This is a genomic window from Bradyrhizobium sp. PMVTL-01, assembly GCF_051861855.1.
Classification (GTDB): domain Bacteria; phylum Pseudomonadota; class Alphaproteobacteria; order Rhizobiales; family Xanthobacteraceae; genus Bradyrhizobium.
In genome coordinates, this window is the sequence record NZ_CP193982.1 from 5266456 (window position 1) to 5280767 (window position 14312).

At 65.1% G+C, this 14312-nt stretch carries 18 protein-coding genes; 3 read left to right on the top strand and 15 right to left on the bottom strand.

The genetic code is table 11. The features are described from left to right. Positions 1-9: 9 nt before the first annotated feature. The 6 genes from ACRQ5Q_RS25755 to ACRQ5Q_RS25780 all read right to left on the bottom strand — a co-directional run bounded on the left by ACRQ5Q_RS25755 (position 10) and on the right by ACRQ5Q_RS25780 (position 4914). Positions 10-933 (bottom strand): DUF1932 domain-containing protein, encoded by a 924-nt coding sequence (locus ACRQ5Q_RS25755; protein WP_439374908.1) that lies wholly within the window; start codon positions 931-933, stop codon positions 10-12. Continuing rightward, positions 933-1802 (bottom strand): ABC transporter substrate-binding protein, encoded by an 870-nt coding sequence (locus tag ACRQ5Q_RS25760; protein ID WP_439392696.1) that lies wholly within the window; start codon positions 1800-1802, stop codon positions 933-935. The genes ACRQ5Q_RS25755 and ACRQ5Q_RS25760 overlap by 1 nt, the downstream gene beginning before the upstream one ends. A 27-nt stretch (positions 1803-1829) precedes the next feature. Next, positions 1830-2513, bottom strand: coding sequence for a 4-carboxy-4-hydroxy-2-oxoadipate aldolase/oxaloacetate decarboxylase (locus tag ACRQ5Q_RS25765; protein ID WP_439374906.1), 684 nt, complete (start codon positions 2511-2513; stop codon positions 1830-1832). Further along, positions 2510-3223 carry a PIG-L deacetylase family protein gene (locus ACRQ5Q_RS25770; RefSeq protein ID WP_439374905.1) on the bottom strand — a complete coding sequence of 238 codons (714 nt, stop codon included), beginning with the start codon at positions 3221-3223 and terminating at the stop codon, positions 2510-2512. Before ACRQ5Q_RS25770 ends, ACRQ5Q_RS25765 begins: the two co-directional genes overlap by 4 nt. Positions 3224-3288: 65 nt before the next feature. After that, positions 3289-4173: an amidohydrolase family protein gene (locus ACRQ5Q_RS25775; RefSeq protein WP_439399869.1), complete on the bottom strand. Its 885-nt coding sequence runs from the start codon at positions 4171-4173 to the stop codon at positions 3289-3291. Positions 4174-4203: 30 nt separating this feature from the next. Beyond that, complete coding sequence (locus tag ACRQ5Q_RS25780) at positions 4204-4914, bottom strand: TetR/AcrR family transcriptional regulator (RefSeq protein WP_439392697.1); 711 nt, start codon at positions 4912-4914, stop codon at positions 4204-4206. Positions 4915-5028: 114 nt separating this feature from the next. Here ACRQ5Q_RS25780 and ACRQ5Q_RS25785 point away from each other — a divergent pair, with 114 nt between their 5' ends. Beyond that, a complete protein-coding gene (locus ACRQ5Q_RS25785) occupies positions 5029-6009 on the top strand; it encodes a tripartite tricarboxylate transporter substrate binding protein (RefSeq protein WP_439392698.1) in 981 nt (326 codons plus the stop codon). A 114-nt stretch (positions 6010-6123) separates the two neighbouring features. On the opposite strand, the gene ACRQ5Q_RS25790 is transcribed toward ACRQ5Q_RS25785, so the two are convergent. After that, positions 6124-7269, bottom strand: a complete 1146-nt coding sequence (locus ACRQ5Q_RS25790) for a mechanosensitive ion channel family protein (protein WP_439392699.1) — start codon at positions 7267-7269, stop codon at positions 6124-6126. A gap of 126 nt (positions 7270-7395) precedes the next feature. On the opposite strand from ACRQ5Q_RS25790, the gene ACRQ5Q_RS25795 reads away from it, so the two are divergent. Next, complete coding sequence (locus tag ACRQ5Q_RS25795) at positions 7396-8646, top strand: DUF763 domain-containing protein (RefSeq protein WP_439392700.1); 1251 nt, start codon at positions 7396-7398, stop codon at positions 8644-8646. A gap of 34 nt (positions 8647-8680) precedes the next feature. On the opposite strand, the gene ACRQ5Q_RS25800 is transcribed toward ACRQ5Q_RS25795, so the two are convergent. The 7 genes from ACRQ5Q_RS25800 to ACRQ5Q_RS25830 all read right to left on the bottom strand — a co-directional run bounded on the left by ACRQ5Q_RS25800 (position 8681) and on the right by ACRQ5Q_RS25830 (position 12343). After that, positions 8681-8923, bottom strand: a complete 243-nt coding sequence (locus ACRQ5Q_RS25800; protein ID WP_439374899.1) for a hypothetical protein — start codon at positions 8921-8923, stop codon at positions 8681-8683. Between the two features lie 34 nt (positions 8924-8957). After that, positions 8958-9221, bottom strand: a complete 264-nt coding sequence (locus ACRQ5Q_RS25805; RefSeq protein WP_439374898.1) for a hypothetical protein — start codon at positions 9219-9221, stop codon at positions 8958-8960. Positions 9222-9237: 16 nt separating this feature from the next. Continuing rightward, positions 9238-9438, bottom strand: coding sequence for a hypothetical protein (locus ACRQ5Q_RS25810; RefSeq protein WP_439374897.1), 201 nt, complete (start codon positions 9436-9438; stop codon positions 9238-9240). 15 nt (positions 9439-9453) lie between these two features. Continuing rightward, positions 9454-9639, bottom strand: a complete 186-nt coding sequence (locus ACRQ5Q_RS25815; protein ID WP_439375574.1) for a hypothetical protein — start codon at positions 9637-9639, stop codon at positions 9454-9456. Between the two features lie 137 nt (positions 9640-9776). Further along, positions 9777-11048, bottom strand: a complete 1272-nt coding sequence (locus ACRQ5Q_RS25820; RefSeq protein WP_439392701.1) for a cytochrome P450 — start codon at positions 11046-11048, stop codon at positions 9777-9779. An 88-nt stretch (positions 11049-11136) separates the two neighbouring features. Then, positions 11137-11463: a hypothetical protein gene (locus tag ACRQ5Q_RS25825; protein WP_439374895.1), complete on the bottom strand. Its 327-nt coding sequence runs from the start codon at positions 11461-11463 to the stop codon at positions 11137-11139. 106 nt (positions 11464-11569) lie between these two features. Next, complete coding sequence (locus tag ACRQ5Q_RS25830; protein WP_439392702.1) at positions 11570-12343, bottom strand: ferredoxin--NADP reductase; 774 nt, start codon at positions 12341-12343, stop codon at positions 11570-11572. Positions 12344-12500: 157 nt separating this feature from the next. Between ACRQ5Q_RS25830 and ACRQ5Q_RS25835 the strand changes: the two genes are divergently transcribed. Next, the gene (locus tag ACRQ5Q_RS25835) at positions 12501-13697 is read left to right on the top strand and encodes an amidohydrolase family protein (protein WP_439392703.1); all 1197 of its coding nucleotides are present in this window, start codon (positions 12501-12503) and stop codon (positions 13695-13697) included. A gap of 146 nt (positions 13698-13843) precedes the next feature. Here the strand turns inward: ACRQ5Q_RS25835 and ACRQ5Q_RS25840 are convergent, their stop codons facing one another. Then, a complete protein-coding gene (locus tag ACRQ5Q_RS25840; protein WP_439392704.1) occupies positions 13844-14299 on the bottom strand; it encodes a MarR family winged helix-turn-helix transcriptional regulator in 456 nt (151 codons plus the stop codon). Positions 14300-14312 lie beyond the last annotated feature (13 nt).

Genomic DNA, 14312 nt, shown 5'->3' on the forward strand with positions numbered 1-14312 from the left:
GGAGCCGCCCTATTTCGCGCGATTGATCTTCGCCAGGATCCGATCCGCTTCGGTGCGCCAGTCCGCGCTGCGGGCGAACTCCTTGGTCCCCTTGGGTCCGAACAGCCCCTCATCGGCAAGATCAGCCACCCAGGCCTGACGCTCGGCCGTGCCCTGCGCCGACCACGGCGTCAGTCCCGCCTCGCGCACAGTCTCCGCAACCTCGCGCACCTCCTCGGCCCGGCGGCGGCCGTGCTCGATCACGCGCTGGAAGAAATAGGCGCCCTGCTTCTCCCAGTCGATGGCGGGGAATGTCTCGGTGAGTGACGCCAGCACGGCATCTTCGACACCATAGGCGCGCGCGGTCGTAAAGCTCTCGATGACCATGGCCTCGAGGCCCTTGATCATGATGCTGCGGCACATCTTCACCGCCGAGGACACCCCTAGCTTGTCGCTGGCAACCTTCGCCGCAAAGCCGATCGCGTTCAGCAGCGGCTCCAGTTCCTTCGCGCCTGGCCCGCCGAGCAGCAGCGGCACCTTGATTCGGTGCGGCGGCACCGAGGTCATCACCGCGCCCTCGACATATCGTCCGGCCGCGCCGTCGATCAGTGCGGCGGCGCGCTGCTTGGCGCCGGGAGAGGCCGAGTTGAAGTCGAGGAACCAGGTGCCCTGGTTGATCGCGGCCGCGCAGGCCTTTGCCACCGGCACGGCCTGGCTCGCCGTGACGGCGGAGATGATGAAGTCGGACTTCGCCGTCAACTCGGCATGAGACGCCGCGAGCGTCACGCCGAACCTCGCCCCATGCTCCCTTAGCGGCGTGCCCTGCGCGCCACCGAGCTTGATGTCATAGGCTGACACCTTGATGTCCTGCTGGCGCAGATCCTCGGCCAGAATCCTGCCGACCTCGCCATAGCCGACCAGCCCGATCTGCCAGCGCCTGGGATTACCCGCCATCAATTCAATCCTCGCGTCGTCTCATCGAACAGTTCTTCGACCGCATAGCGGCGCGGGATCAGCGCCTGCTGGAATGCGTAGTCGATGATCAGCTCGAGCGGTTTCCTGTTGGCCTCGATCCCGAACGGAACGAGGTCGGGCGTCGCCACAGGCCCCGCCTGCTCCTTGTTCCGCCGGAGCAGATCATAGACGCCCGCGACCACGTCGGGGCGCGATTTCGCGAGTTGCTCGGTCACGACAACGAGATGGTTGACCGGAACGACGCCGCGACGGGCATACCACTTGGCAGCCTCCGCGGCCGGATCGGGAAACAGCGGTTTCAGCCTGGGATTGTCAGAGGTCTCGCCGAGCACGGCGTCGAGCTCGCCGTCGAGCAGCATCTGCAGGATCTTCTTGTCCTGCGGCGCGTGCTCGGTGCTGTCGACATATTCGGCGACGTGCGGATCCTCGAACGTGACCCATTTGATCTTGTCGAGATCGACGCCGCAGTCGTTGGCCAGGATGCCCCTGATCCATGCGCCCGTCGTGGTCGTGAACGAGCGGACGCCGACGCGCTTGCCTTCCAGATCGGAGGGCACGAGCGTCCCATGCGCGGGATTGTAGAGCGCATAGGAATGCTGGAAGCGGCCCATCATGGTCGCCGGCAGCATTACCAGCGGCTTGCCGTGCGCTTTCGCCATCAGATAGGTGACGATCGCCATCTCGCAGACGTCAAACGCCTGCTCGCGCACCATCCGCTTGAACGCGGTGTTGGTCGGCGTGTATTCGATGAAGTCGAGGTCGAAGAGGTCGGAACAAAGCGCGCCGCTCTTCACCGCCTGCACATGAGGATGACTGCCGAGCACGGCCTTCAGCTTGAGACGATTCATCCGCCCGCTCCGCTTCTCTTGTTTCGCTCAGACGTCCTCGGGATTGTCGACATGGACGAGGCCTGCCTTGGCCAGCGCCTCGCGCATGCTGTACATGTCGAGGCCGAGCTCGCCCGAGGCGAGGCGCTTGCGTTTGCCGCCTTCATCCGCGTTGCGCTTCCTGGCCTTCTCGGCGACCTCGGCCGCATAGCGCTTCGGCACCACGACGACACCGTCGTCATCGGCGACGACGAGATCGCCGGGATCGACATTGACGCCGGCGCAGACCACGGGGACGTTGACCGAGCCGAGCGTGGCCTTCACCGTGCCCTTGGCCGAGACGGCGCGCGACCACACCGGAAAGTTCATCTCATGCAGCGCTTTGACGTCGCGGCAGCCGGCATCGATGATCAGCCCCTGCACGCCGCGCGCCTGAAGCGAGGTCGCGAGCAGCTCGCCGAACATGCCGTCGGTATTGTCGGTGGTGCAGCCGACGACGAGGATGTCGCCCTTCCTGCACTGCTCGACGGCGACATGGATCATCCAGTTGTCGCCGGGCTGTGCCAGCACGGTGACGGCGGGGCCGGCGATCGACGCACCCGCCCAGACCGGACGCAGATAAGGCTTCATCAGGCCGAAGCGGCCATAGGCCTCGTGCACGGTCGAGACGCCGTACTCCGCCATCCCGGCGGGATCGGCTCGCTCAATATTGCGGACGACGACGGGCTTCATGCCAGCTCCTCCGCAACGGTCGGGAACAGGCGCTGATAGGCCTCGCCATAGGTCATGGCCACGCCGGTATTGCGGCTGCCCTGGATGCCGCGGTTGAGCGCGACACGCTCGTAATAACCCCACAGGTGCTTCTGCGCGGCGAGGATCTGGAACGCTTCGTACTTCTGCGCCCAGACCTCGTCGATCTTGAGCAGCAGGTCCGGCTTGTAGTTGCACTGCTCGGGCTGGTGCGGCTCGAACAGGAACACCGGCGGCGCGGAATATTTGTACTGCGCGCCGGGCTTGTGGCCCATCGCCTGCGCGACCACGCGCGTCTCCTGGGCGAAATGCGCAGCGTTCGGGTGGTCGAAATTATAGGGGTCCTCCAGCGCGTGCGTCAGCACGAAGCTCGGGTTGAGTTCGCGGTAGATGTCGACCATGCGGTCGAAATGCGCCTCGGTCAGCTTCAGGGGATAGTCGCCGCAGTCGAAGAACTCGATCTCGGCACCTAACAGCTTCGCCGCCCGCTCCGCCTCGTCCTTGCGGCCGGCCTTGACCGATTCCAGCGTCGCGCCCTTTTCCTTCCACGCGAACTGGCTCTCGCCGCGCTCGCCGAAGGACAGGCACACGATCTTCATGCGATAGCCCTTCTTCGCGTGCAGCGCGATGGCGCCGCCGGCGCGCCAGACGAAATCGCCGGGATGGGCGGTGACGACGAGACCTGTTTTCATGGGCTACTCCTTTTCGTTGCGTCCACAACGCATGTCCGCACAGCTTGTCGATCGCGCAATCGTCGTCACGCCTCGAACTCGAACAGGCGCGCCGGATTCTCGATGAGGATTTTTTGCTGGAACTCCGGCTCCGGCGCGAACAGCGGGATCAAATCGACGAGATCGCCGTCATTCGGCATCACCTTGACGTTGGGATGCGGCCAGTCGGTGCCCCAGATGACTCGGTCGGGGGCAGTCTCGACAATCTTGCGTGCGAACGGCACCGCGTCCGTGAATGGCGGACCGGCCGAGGACACCCGCTCCGAGCCGCAGATCTTCACCCAGCACTTCTCGTCGCGCTGCATCAACTCGATCAGGATCCTGAACGGGAGCTGATCGAGCCCGTCCGCCGCCTTCACCCGGCCCATATGGTCGATGGTGTAGCTCAGCGGCAGCCTGGTCAGCATGTCGGCATATTCAGGCATGTCGATCGCGTCGAAATGCAGGTCGATGTGCCAGCCGAGCGGGGCGACCATTGCGATGATGCGGTCGAACACGCGCTTGTCGGGCACGCCGCCGAGATGGCGGACGAAATTGAAGCGGCAGCCGCGGAAGCCGCCCTCGTGCAGGATGCGCAGCTCGCGCTCGGTGATGGTGTCGTCAATATTGGCGACCGCGCGATAGGCGCCGTTGCTCTCAGCGATCGCATCGAGCGCCACCGTGTTGTCGGTGCCATGCACGCTGGCATTGACGATGACCGCGCGCTCCACGCCGAGCTTGGCGTGCAGCGCGCGAAAGTCGCCCAGTGGCGCGTCGGGCGGCGTGTAGGAGCGTTCCGGCGCGAAAGGGTATTTCCAGCCGGGCCCGAAGATGTGGCAGTGCGCGTCGCAGGACCGCTTTGGCAGCTTGAACTTCGGCGCGCGCGTATCTGGGTCGGGCGGCGGAATGGTCGGCGTGTACATCATCGTCATCACTTGAATCGCCGAGCGAGACTGTTTGGTTCAAGTCTTGCTGCTGACGGCCGGCCGCCGCCGCGCCGGCGCGGCCTGATCGAGTGCAGGCGCCTGGAAGCCGGCTACGGTGGCCTGCACCAATTGCTCGATGGCATTGGCAGGATCGCTGCCGTCGGCCTCGCCGCGCGACAGGCGCGAGACGCGGTCCGGCGTCACCAGCGAGTAATAGAGTGCACCGAGCAGGAAATGGCTGCGCCAGACGATGTCGGTGCGCGGAATGTGCGGCAGGCTCTCGTGGACCGCATCGATGAAGGCGTGACTGGTGTCGTCAAAGGTCTGCGCGATGATCTTTCGCGCGACTTCGTTGCCCTCGGCCGACATCACCGCGCGCAGCCGCGTGAAGCGCGCGCCCCCGCCGGCGAGATCGCTGCCCGAGGTGAAGGCCGGCACCACATAGGCGCGCACGATCGCCTCCAGCCGGTCCTGGAGATCGCGCACGCGTTTTGCGGCGGCGAGCAGTTCGGAGCGGCGCAGGTTCATCGGCCCGCAATGGCGCCGGTAGATCTCCAGCAGCAGGCCGTCCTTGGTCTTGAAATGATAGGTGACGCTGCCGGGATTGGCCCCGGCCGCCTGTGCGATGTCGCGCACTGAGACGGCATTGAAGCCGTTGGTGGCGAACAGTTCCTCGGCCGCGGCGAGGATCGCCTCGCGCATGTTCGGCTTGCGGACCGTTTCCTTGCTGGTGGGCTTGCGTACCATGTGATTTGTACTATCGTACAAAAGATCAGGTCTCGTCAACAAGAACCATGGGCATCGTCCGGAGCGGACGATAGACCGCCGTCAGGGGACGGAATGCCCCAAGGAGTGCTGGGAATGCTGGGTTTGAACACGACAATCGGTCGGCTCGCGGTCGGTGCAGGCATGCTGCTGGCGGCGAGCGCCGCGCAGGCTGCGGACACTTATCCGAGCAAGCCGGTCCACATCCTGGTGCCCTATGCGGCCGGCGGCGCGGTCGACCTGCTCGCGCGTACCCTCGGCCAGGCGCTGGCCAAGACCTGGGGCCAGCAGCCGGTGATCGACAATCGTCCCGGCGCCGGCGGCATCGTCGCCTCGCAAACGCTGGCGCAGGCTGCGCCTGACGGCTACACGCTGATCCTGGTCGCCAGCGGCCATCCGCTCAACCAGTTCATCTATCCGAGCGTGCCCTACGACACGTTCAGGGATTTCACCGCGATCACCGAAGTCGCCTGCTCCCCGCTCGCAATCGTCGTGGCCAAGGACAGCCCTTACAAGACGCTCGACGATCTCCTCGCCGCCGCCAAGAAGGATCCGGACAAGCTCTCCTATGGCATGTCCGGCAACGGCACTTCGGCGCATCTCGCCGGCGAGCTGCTCAAATACATGTCCGGCACCAAGATCGTCGCGATCCCCTACAAGGGCGGCGCGCCGGCGCTGACGGCCGTGATCGCGGGCGAGATCCCACTCAGCATCAATCCGCTCGCGGAAGCCATCGGTCAGCTCGAAGGCGGCCCGGTGCGCGCGCTCGCGGTGACCTCGGCCGAGCGCTCCAAGGCGCTGCCAGATGTTCCGACCATCGCCGAGGCCGGCGTGCCTGGCTACGACGTCTCGGTCTGGTGGGGCGTGCTGGGTCCGGCCAAGATGCCGCCGGAGATTGTCGCGAAGCTCGAGACCGACCTCAAGGCCGCGCTGCACGACCCAAACGTGCTGTCGACGCTCGCCAAGATCGGCGCAGCCCCCGTCGGCTCCTCCGCCAGGGATTTTGACGCCTACATGCGTGCCGAGGCAACCAAATGGGAGCCGGTGCTGAAGGCCGCCAACATCCGCGCGCAGTAGGGGTCTTCAGATAAAGACCTTGTCCGCACGCCTGCGCACATCGCCCTGCTCGCGGTGACAGCCGCAGGTGGCGTGGCGGCGCGACCAAGGCTCGTAAACGCAGCACCGCACCGGTCAATTGTGGGCGGTCGCCCGCATTTTCTCCGGTGCGATAGATTGCTGCAGGACTTCGATATCGTCGTCCCCTCCTTGCGGCATCAGGATCGCGCGTTCGCGCGGCAGGGCTTCCGGCATCTCGTCACGGATGAAGGCGATCAGCTTCTCTCGAATCTCGCAGCGCAGGTCCCAGGACTGCGGCGCATTCCGCGCGCTGACCAGCGCGCGCAGCTCGATGGTACGTGAATCCGCGTCGATCACCTGGAGATTGACGACGGCGCCGTCCCAGAGCTTGGACTCCTTCACCGCCTCCTCCAGCCAGCGCCGGATGCGCGGCACGTCGGCGCGATAGTCGACATGGAGCGCGATGACGCCGATCAGGGAGGCGGTGTCGCGGGTCCAGTTCTGGAACGGCTTTTCGATGAAGTAGGACAGCGGCACCACCATGCGGCGCCAGTCCCAGAGCCGGATCACCACATAGGTCGATGCGATGTCCTCGACCCAGCCCCACTCGTTCTCGATGATCACGGCATCCTCGATCCGGATCGGCTGGGTGATCGCGATCTGCAAGCCGGCGATCAGGTTGCTGAGCAGCGGCCGCGCGGCAAGACCGACGATGATACCGGCAGCGCCCGCGGAGGCGAACAGGCTGACGCCATATTGCCTCACCGAATCGAACGTCATCAGCGCTGTTGATATCGTGATGATGACGATGATGGTGTCGGTGACGCGCTTGAACACGCGCACCTGCGTGACGTGCTTGCGCGCGACGAAATTCTCGGTGACATCCCGAAAATTCTGCAAATAGCGCGCCGCGCTCATGTCCACGACGCGGATCGAGATCCAGCCGATCAACGCGATGAAGGCGACGACGAACAGGCGCGTGAGTGGCATACGAATGGTGTCGTCGAGCGGCGCGAGCGGCAGGACCAGGGCGACGGCGGCAAGACACAGCGCCAGCTGGGCCGGACCGGAGGTGCGCTCCATGAACACGCTCAGAAGCGGAAATCGGGTCCCGAAAGCGCGTTTCAGCAGCCAAACGGCAAATCGATAAAACGACAGGGCAAGCAGCATCGCCCCGGCGACCAGGCCGAGACCGATGAACCATGATGGTATCCACCCGAGCATCTTGTCGATGTCGGCCATGAGAGCCTGCCAATTCATTGCTGTCCCCGTCTTGAATTCGCGTCAGCGCTCAACGCCCCCCGGGCCGGCTTCGCTCCCCCGCCTCGTGCAACGCAGCATTCCGCTGGTGCAACTGTCGCCGACCTGCGCTAGTTTGTGGTTCGCATGACCAGACGAACCGGCAGCGCCGACCTTCCTCTCCACACCGGACGGGTTCCGCCGTGGCTCGCGAGCCGCATGGCAACGCTCGGCGCGATCGTGACCCAGGCGGTCGTTCATCATTATGGACGCGATGCATTCCTTCAGCGCCTCTCGCATCCGTTCTGGTTCCAGTCGTTCGGCGCGGTGATGGGGATGGATTGGCACTCCTCCGGGATCACCACGGCGGTGATCGGCGCGCTGAAGCGCGGGCTTGGCCCGCTCCAGGACGAGCTCGGCATCTATGTCTGCGGCGGCCGCGGCCAGCATTCGCGCAAGACGCCGGACGAGCTGTTGCAGCTCGGCGACCGCATCGGCTTCGATGGCGTAGAGCTGACTCGCGCCAGCCGTCTGGTGGCCAAGGTCGACAGCGCCGCGGTGCAGGACGGTTTCGATCTCTATCTCCACGGCTTCTTCGTCACCACTGAGGGCAAGTGGACCGTGGTGCAGCAGGGCATGAACGGCGACAAGCGCCAGGCCCGCCGCTATCATTGGCATTCCGAGGCGCTGAAGAGCTTTGTCGATGCGCCCCACAGCGCGATCGACGGCCCGCAGCAGGGCGAGATCGTCAATCTCACCGACCACCGCGCCGACGTCTCGCGCACCGCGCAGCTCGAGCTGCTCTCCGATCTCGGCCCCGATCGCATCGTCTCCGAATTCGAGCGGCTCACCGGAACGGCGCCCGAGCCCGCGCAGGCGATGCTGCCGCATCTGATCATGCCCGCGCATCACGACGTCAGGCCCAAGGACGTGTTCGCGCGGCGCCTGCACGGCACACTCGCCGCCGCCGCAGAGCGCGGTCCGGTCGACTTCCCGGAACTGCTGCTGACGCCCGGCGTCGGCGCGCGCACGGTACGCTCGCTGGCGATGGTGGCCGAAGTCGTGCACGGCGCGCCGTACCGCTTCACGGATCCCGCGCGCTTCTCGCTCGCCCATGGCGGCAAGGACCGGCATCCCTACCCCGTCCCGATCAAGGTCTATGACGAGACCATCCGCGTGCTGAAGGGTGCGATTCAGAACGCAAAGCTCGGGCGCGAGGAAGAGATGCAGGCGATCAGGCGCCTTGACGACCAGGCGCGGCGGCTGGAGCGGACCGCGAGTGGACCGCCGGTGGAGTCGTTCATCGCAGGCGAACGTGCGGCCTCGCCCGATCTCGACGGTCGCTCCGTGTTCGGCTGGGAGCGCGAGCTTGCGCCGACACAAAAGCGGACCGGCTGAACACCGGTCCGCAGTTGGTCGGGAGGCCCCCTTCTCAGCTCTCGTCGGTCCCCGGCCCTTCGTCGAGCCGGTTGGCCGCATGATCCTGATACTGTTCGGTCTGAATGGATTTGCTGTCCATGCCGCGAATGTCCGAATGCTGTTTCTTGTCGCGGTTGGACAGCACCATGTTGTCGCCGATCTTGTCCTTGGGTACCTCCGTCATGGCTCCGGTGCCGTCACCCTTGCCATGCATGCCGGACCTGAAATGCGTTTTGCTGCCATTCCCACCTGGCATTCGATCTCTCCTGTTGCGGTTATCTTGTGAAGCTTCAGTGCTTCTGCTGCGCCGGCGTCGGCTTCGGCGGCTTGTGGCCGCTCTGTCCGGGATTGTTGTGCTTGTTGTGGTCGCTCTCCTGATTGAGACCACCCCGGCTCACGGGAAATTCGCTCTGTCGCGCCTCCGCCCGCGCGTGGTGAGCGGCCGCGTCTACGGGATTACCTGCCAGCGCCTGATCCAGCTCTCGTGCGTCGGGGAGATCAGGCTTGCGCTCGAGAATGCGGACCTGCTGCTCGTGGGTCTTTTTGCCTTGCATGATGGGTCTCCGGTCTTCACCCGCCTCCGCCCTTGCCGGCCTTGTCGTGCGTGTGATGGGAGTCGTGCTCGCCTCCGCCACCCGAGACGCGGCTATGGCTTCGCTGTGGATCGTCGGCAGGAGGCTTCTTGATCTCCAGCGGCGCCTTTGCGTTCTCGTGTGATGCGCCGGGTCCGCCCTGCCGGATGCTGTTCGGTGTCTTGGTGGATGTCGACATGAAACGTCGTCCTTCTCAGCGGTCCTGCTGATAACCCTGATTGGTGGTGTTCTGCTTGATGTTGCCTTGCTGGCCCTGCTGGTCCGGGTTCTGCGCGCGGTGCTGGCCGTGCGGAGTCTGATCGGCCGACGTCTGCTTGCTATCGCCAGTTCCCTTCCGGCTCTGGTTCTCTGGTGGAACAGGTGGCATCTTGCTGGTCATGATCCCTCTCTCCTGCAAAGAAGAAAGCAGCGCCAAGGAACTCATCGCCGCTTCCGAGGTCTCGCTGACAACAGGAAGAACCGCAGACCGTTCCTGGCTGATCGCAACCGGCGACGATTTCCGAAGAAGCGCAACCGTCAGTTCGCTGCGGCAAGCGAACGATCGAATCGTTCGTCATCTGACGCCGTAATTGGCGTTCCACCACCGACGGCGACGACAGGAAGCTTCGCGATCGCACGCAGGCCCGGGCGCCTGCGCCACCGAACCTGCGCGGGATCGATGGCAAGACCAAGGATGGGCCATCGTTCCAGCAGCGCCGCGAGCGCGCAGGCCGCTTCGATACGCGCGAGCTGATGGCCGAGACAGAAATGAATTCCCGTCCCGAACGACATGTGGCGGTTCGGCTTGCGTGCAAGGTCGAGCCGTTCCGGCTGGTCGTGCACCGCCGGATCCATGTTCGCGGCGGCGAGCATGACCATCACACGGTCGCCCTTCTTCAGCCGCACGCCCGCAAGCTCGGTATCCCGCCGTACATAGCGCGGCTTGGAGAATTGCACCGGCGAGACGAAGCGCAGGAACTCCTCGACGGCGAGACCGATGCGGCCGGAGTCTTCCTCCAGCCAGTCGCGCAAGGCCGGATCCTTAAGAAGTTCATAGGCCGAACCGCTGATGAGATGCGTGGTGGTTTCCGAGCCCGCAGCGAGCAGCAGGAACACCATCGAAACCATCTCGTCCGGCGTGATCCGGCCACCTTCGCGCTCGACCTGGACCAGCTCGGCGATCAGTCCCTCACCGCCCTGCGCGCGCGCAATCTGCAACTGCTCTTCGAGATAGCGCCGCATCTTGCGGAACGCGAACAGCAATCGAAAGAAGCTGAGGGCATTCGTGAGAGACGACATTGAATTCGCCCAGGCGATGAACCTTGGGCGATCGGCGGCCGGCAGGCCTAGTAGCTCGCAGATGACCGCCAGCGGCAGCAGGCGGGCATACCGCTGCACGAGATCGGCGGGGCTGCCGCCGGCGAACAGTTCGGCCGCAAGCCCGTCCGCAATGGCGCGAATGCGCGGCTCCATCGCCACGATGGCACGGCGGCGAAACGCTTCATCGACGATGCTGCGCAGCCGCGTGTGATCCGGCTCGTCCATCGTCAGCATGTTGTTGGCGATGGTCTTCACATATTTCGGCATCCACCAGCGCAGACCCGCGACGTCGCCATCCTCCTTGCGCAGCGTGAAGGTGGTGCTGTCCTTCAGGACCTCTGCCGTGGCGTCAGGCGTGGTGGTGATCCAGACCTCGCCGACCAGGGGAAAGCGCGTCGCGACCACCGGACCGCATGCGCGCAACGTCGCAATCGCCTTGGGTGGATCGCGGAAGAAGGCCTCGCTGGTGAAATCGAGGCGCGGCGTCATGGGATCACCGTTGTGGTTGGCGCCTCAACCAGATGGTGTGCGCGCGGCGGCGCGCAAGAGCCGGAACCGGCGGAAGGACAAAGAGAGTTTATCCGCGTCCGGGCGAACGCTGGCCGGTCTTGCGTTGCTGCCGGTTGGTGTAGGAGTCCCAATGGCTCCAGCTGCCGTTGCTGAGGCTTTGCAGGTCGGTGCCAAGCGGTCGACGCGTGCGCTTGTCGTGATCGGCGATGGCGCGCTCGGACTGCGCGATCTTGCGCTTGAGTTCCGCGATTGTCTTCTGGGTCTGGCCGTTCCGCTTCGACGAGGCGATCTCGCCCATCGTGAAGCGTGCGGTTTCGAGCGCCTTCAACTCGGCACGGTTCTTCTTCAACTGAACCCGGTGCCAGGCGATGTTGCTGTCGCTGTCCGCAACCATGTGGGAACTCCGCTGATTCGGTCCCACATAGTATCGTGCGCCGAATCGGCGCCGCAACGGGCGCCACGCGGCGAAAATACGGTCTTATCTGGCCGGAATCCTGTGATCAGCGCTCGGCAAAGGCCTTTTCGACCACGAACTGGGCCGGCTCGCCGTGATTGCCCTCGATGAAGCCGCGCTCGCCGAGCAGCACGCGGGTATCCGCCACGAGCGCCGGGCTGCCGCAGATCATGACGCGGTCGTGGGCGGCTTCCAGCACCGGCAGGCCGATGTCGGTGAACAGCTTGCCTGACGTAATGAGGTCGGTGATGCGGCCGCGGTTACGGAAGGGATCGCGCGTCACGGTCGGGTAGTAGATCAGCTGGTCGCGGATGTACTCGCCGAGCAGTGCATCCTTCGGCAGATGCTCGGTGATCATCTCGCCATAGGCGAGCTCCTTGACGTGGCGGCAGCCGTGCAGCAGCACGACCTTCTCGAACCGCTCATAGGTCTCGGGGTCCTTGATCACGCTGAGAAACGGCGCGAGGCCGGTGCCCGTGCCGATGAGGTAGAGGTTGCGCCCCTCCTCCAGGTTGTCGATGACGAGCGTACCAGTGGCCTTACGGCTGACGATGATCTCGTCGCCTTGCTTCAGATGCTGGAGGCGCGAGGTCAGCGGACCGTCCGGCACCTTGATCGAGAAGAACTCCAGCGTGTCCTCGTAATTGGCGCTGGCGACGCTGTAGGCCCGCAGCAGCGGCTTCTCGCCGACCTTGAGCCCGATCATGGTGAATTCGCCGTTGCGGAAGCGGAAGGTCGGGCTGCGGGTGGTCTTGAAGGAGAACAGCGTGTCGGTCCAGTGGTGGACGCTCAAAACGCTTTCCTGATTGAAATTGCTCATCTCACCCTTCCGTTTCGCTTCCGTGCGGTTCCGAGGCGGTCAGCTATGCGTCGTTTGTACACGATCATTCGTATGCAAATGAATAATCCGGCTTGATCCCGCGGTCAAGGCTGCCCAAGATCGGAAGCGTTGCAGTTACGAATAAGGAGCCCCTTCCATGGCGCATGACGCACCCCAGGCCACCGGACCCTCGAAGCTGGTGATCCGGAATATCGGCCTGATCCTGTCCGGCGCGCTGGAAAAGCCGATCCTGGACGGCGACACCATCGTCGCCGAGAACGGCAAGATCACCGCGATCGGCCGCTACAAGGACTGCAACACCGAAGGCGCCACCACGATCGTCGACGCTAACGGCACCACCGTGGCGCCGGGCCTGATCGACAGCCACGTCCACCCCGTCGCCGGTGACTGGACGCCGCGGCAGAACCAGATCAACTGGATCGACAGCTACCTGCATGGCGGCGTCACCACCATGATCTCGGCCGGCGAAGTGCACATGCCCGGCCGGCCCCGTGACATCGTCGGCCTCAAGGCGATGGCCGTGTTCGCCCAGCGCGCGTTCTGGACCTTGCGTCCCGGCGGCGTGAAGGTTCACGCCGGCGCGCCGGTGATCGAATGCGAGATGGTCGAGGAGGACTTCAAGGAGATGGCCTCCAACGGCGTCAAGCTGCTCGGCGAGGTCGGCCTCGGCGGGGTCAAGGACGGCCCCACCGCTCGGAAAATGGTCGGCTGGGCGCGCAAATACGGCATCCAGAGCACCATCCACACCGGCGGCCCCTCGATTCCCGGCTCGGGCCTGATCGACAAGGACGTGGTGCTGGAGGCCGACACCGACGTCGTCGGCCACATCAATGGCGGCCACACCGCGCTGCCCGACGACCAGATCCGCTGCATCTGCGAGGGCTGCAAGCGCGGCCTCGAGCTCGTGCATAACGGCAACGAGCGCTCCGCCCTGTTCACGTTGCGCACCGCGCGCGAGATGGGCGACCTGCACCGCGTCATCCTCGGCACCGATGCGCCCGCCGGCTCCGGCGTGCAGCCGCTCGGCATTCTGCGCATGGTCTCGATGCTGTCCTCGCTCGGCGACCTGCCGGCCGAACTCGCGTTCTGCCTTGCCACCGGCAACACCGCGCGGATGCGGCAGCTCGATTGCGGCCTCATTGAAGTCGGCCGCTCCGCGGATTTCGTCATCATGGACAAGGCCCAGCACTCGCCCGGCAAGAACATCCTGGAGAGCGTCCAGCTCGGCGACCTCCCCGGCATCGGCATGACCATCATCGACGGCATCGTGCGCACCCAGCGCAGCCGCAATACGCCCCCGGCCGGCAAGGTGCCGGAGGTGGTGACGAAGTAGTCACCGCACAAATGCCGGCCCCGCCATCCTGAGGTGCTCGCCTTGCAAAGCAAGGCCGGCCCGAAGGATGAACGACCGAGCTGCCACATCCGGGCCGTCGCCCTTCGAGGGGCGGCCACCTCAGGGTGACGGTGACGGAACGGAGATCACCTCAGCTTATTGAGCAGCGCCATCAGCGTCTCGCGCTCCTTGGTATCGAGCGGGGCCAGCGTCTCGCGGGTGATCGCCAGCGCATTGGGTGCGAGCTTCTCGGCGAGCTGCTGGCCGGCCCGGGTCAGGCTGACCAGCAGGCGGCGACCGTCCTCTGGATCCTGGCTGGTCTCGGTCAGGCCCCGCGCCGTCAGCCGGTCAATCACGCCCTTGATGGTGGCGACGTCCATCGCCGTCAGCCGGCCGAGCTGGTTCTGCGAGCACGGCCCGGTCTCGGCGAGTTTTGACAGCGCCGCCCATTGCGTCGGCGTCAGGTTGGTGCCTATGTCTCGGGAGAAGATCGAGCTGTGACGCTGCCAGACCTGGCGCAGGATGAAACCGACCTGCTCGTCGAGCACGTAAGGCGGCTTTGCCGGTTTGACGTTCTTCTTCGCCGCGACGCTTCTCGCCATCCCCCCGCTGCCC

Coding starts and splice junctions, on each gene's coding strand:
- ACRQ5Q_RS25755 (WP_439374908.1), bottom strand. CDS start 933: ATGGCGGGTAATCCCAGGCGCTGGCAGATCGGGCTGGTCGGCTATGGC.
- ACRQ5Q_RS25760 (WP_439392696.1), bottom strand. CDS start 1,802: ATGAATCGTCTCAAGCTGAAGGCCGTGCTCGGCAGTCATCCTCATGTG.
- ACRQ5Q_RS25765 (WP_439374906.1), bottom strand. CDS start 2,513: ATGAAGCCCGTCGTCGTCCGCAATATTGAGCGAGCCGATCCCGCCGGG.
- ACRQ5Q_RS25770 (WP_439374905.1), bottom strand. CDS start 3,223: ATGAAAACAGGTCTCGTCGTCACCGCCCATCCCGGCGATTTCGTCTGG.
- ACRQ5Q_RS25775 (WP_439399869.1), bottom strand. CDS start 4,173: ATGACGATGATGTACACGCCGACCATTCCGCCGCCCGACCCAGATACG.
- ACRQ5Q_RS25780 (WP_439392697.1), bottom strand. CDS start 4,914: ATGGTACGCAAGCCCACCAGCAAGGAAACGGTCCGCAAGCCGAACATG.
- ACRQ5Q_RS25785 (WP_439392698.1), top strand. CDS start 5,029: ATGCTGGGTTTGAACACGACAATCGGTCGGCTCGCGGTCGGTGCAGGC.
- ACRQ5Q_RS25790 (WP_439392699.1), bottom strand. CDS start 7,269: ATGAATTGGCAGGCTCTCATGGCCGACATCGACAAGATGCTCGGGTGG.
- ACRQ5Q_RS25795 (WP_439392700.1), top strand. CDS start 7,396: ATGACCAGACGAACCGGCAGCGCCGACCTTCCTCTCCACACCGGACGG.
- ACRQ5Q_RS25800 (WP_439374899.1), bottom strand. CDS start 8,923: ATGCCAGGTGGGAATGGCAGCAAAACGCATTTCAGGTCCGGCATGCAT.
- ACRQ5Q_RS25805 (WP_439374898.1), bottom strand. CDS start 9,221: ATGCAAGGCAAAAAGACCCACGAGCAGCAGGTCCGCATTCTCGAGCGC.
- ACRQ5Q_RS25810 (WP_439374897.1), bottom strand. CDS start 9,438: ATGTCGACATCCACCAAGACACCGAACAGCATCCGGCAGGGCGGACCC.
- ACRQ5Q_RS25815 (WP_439375574.1), bottom strand. CDS start 9,639: ATGACCAGCAAGATGCCACCTGTTCCACCAGAGAACCAGAGCCGGAAG.
- ACRQ5Q_RS25820 (WP_439392701.1), bottom strand. CDS start 11,048: ATGACGCCGCGCCTCGATTTCACCAGCGAGGCCTTCTTCCGCGATCCA.
- ACRQ5Q_RS25825 (WP_439374895.1), bottom strand. CDS start 11,463: ATGGTTGCGGACAGCGACAGCAACATCGCCTGGCACCGGGTTCAGTTG.
- ACRQ5Q_RS25830 (WP_439392702.1), bottom strand. CDS start 12,343: ATGAGCAATTTCAATCAGGAAAGCGTTTTGAGCGTCCACCACTGGACC.
- ACRQ5Q_RS25835 (WP_439392703.1), top strand. CDS start 12,501: ATGGCGCATGACGCACCCCAGGCCACCGGACCCTCGAAGCTGGTGATC.
- ACRQ5Q_RS25840 (WP_439392704.1), bottom strand. CDS start 14,299: ATGGCGAGAAGCGTCGCGGCGAAGAAGAACGTCAAACCGGCAAAGCCG.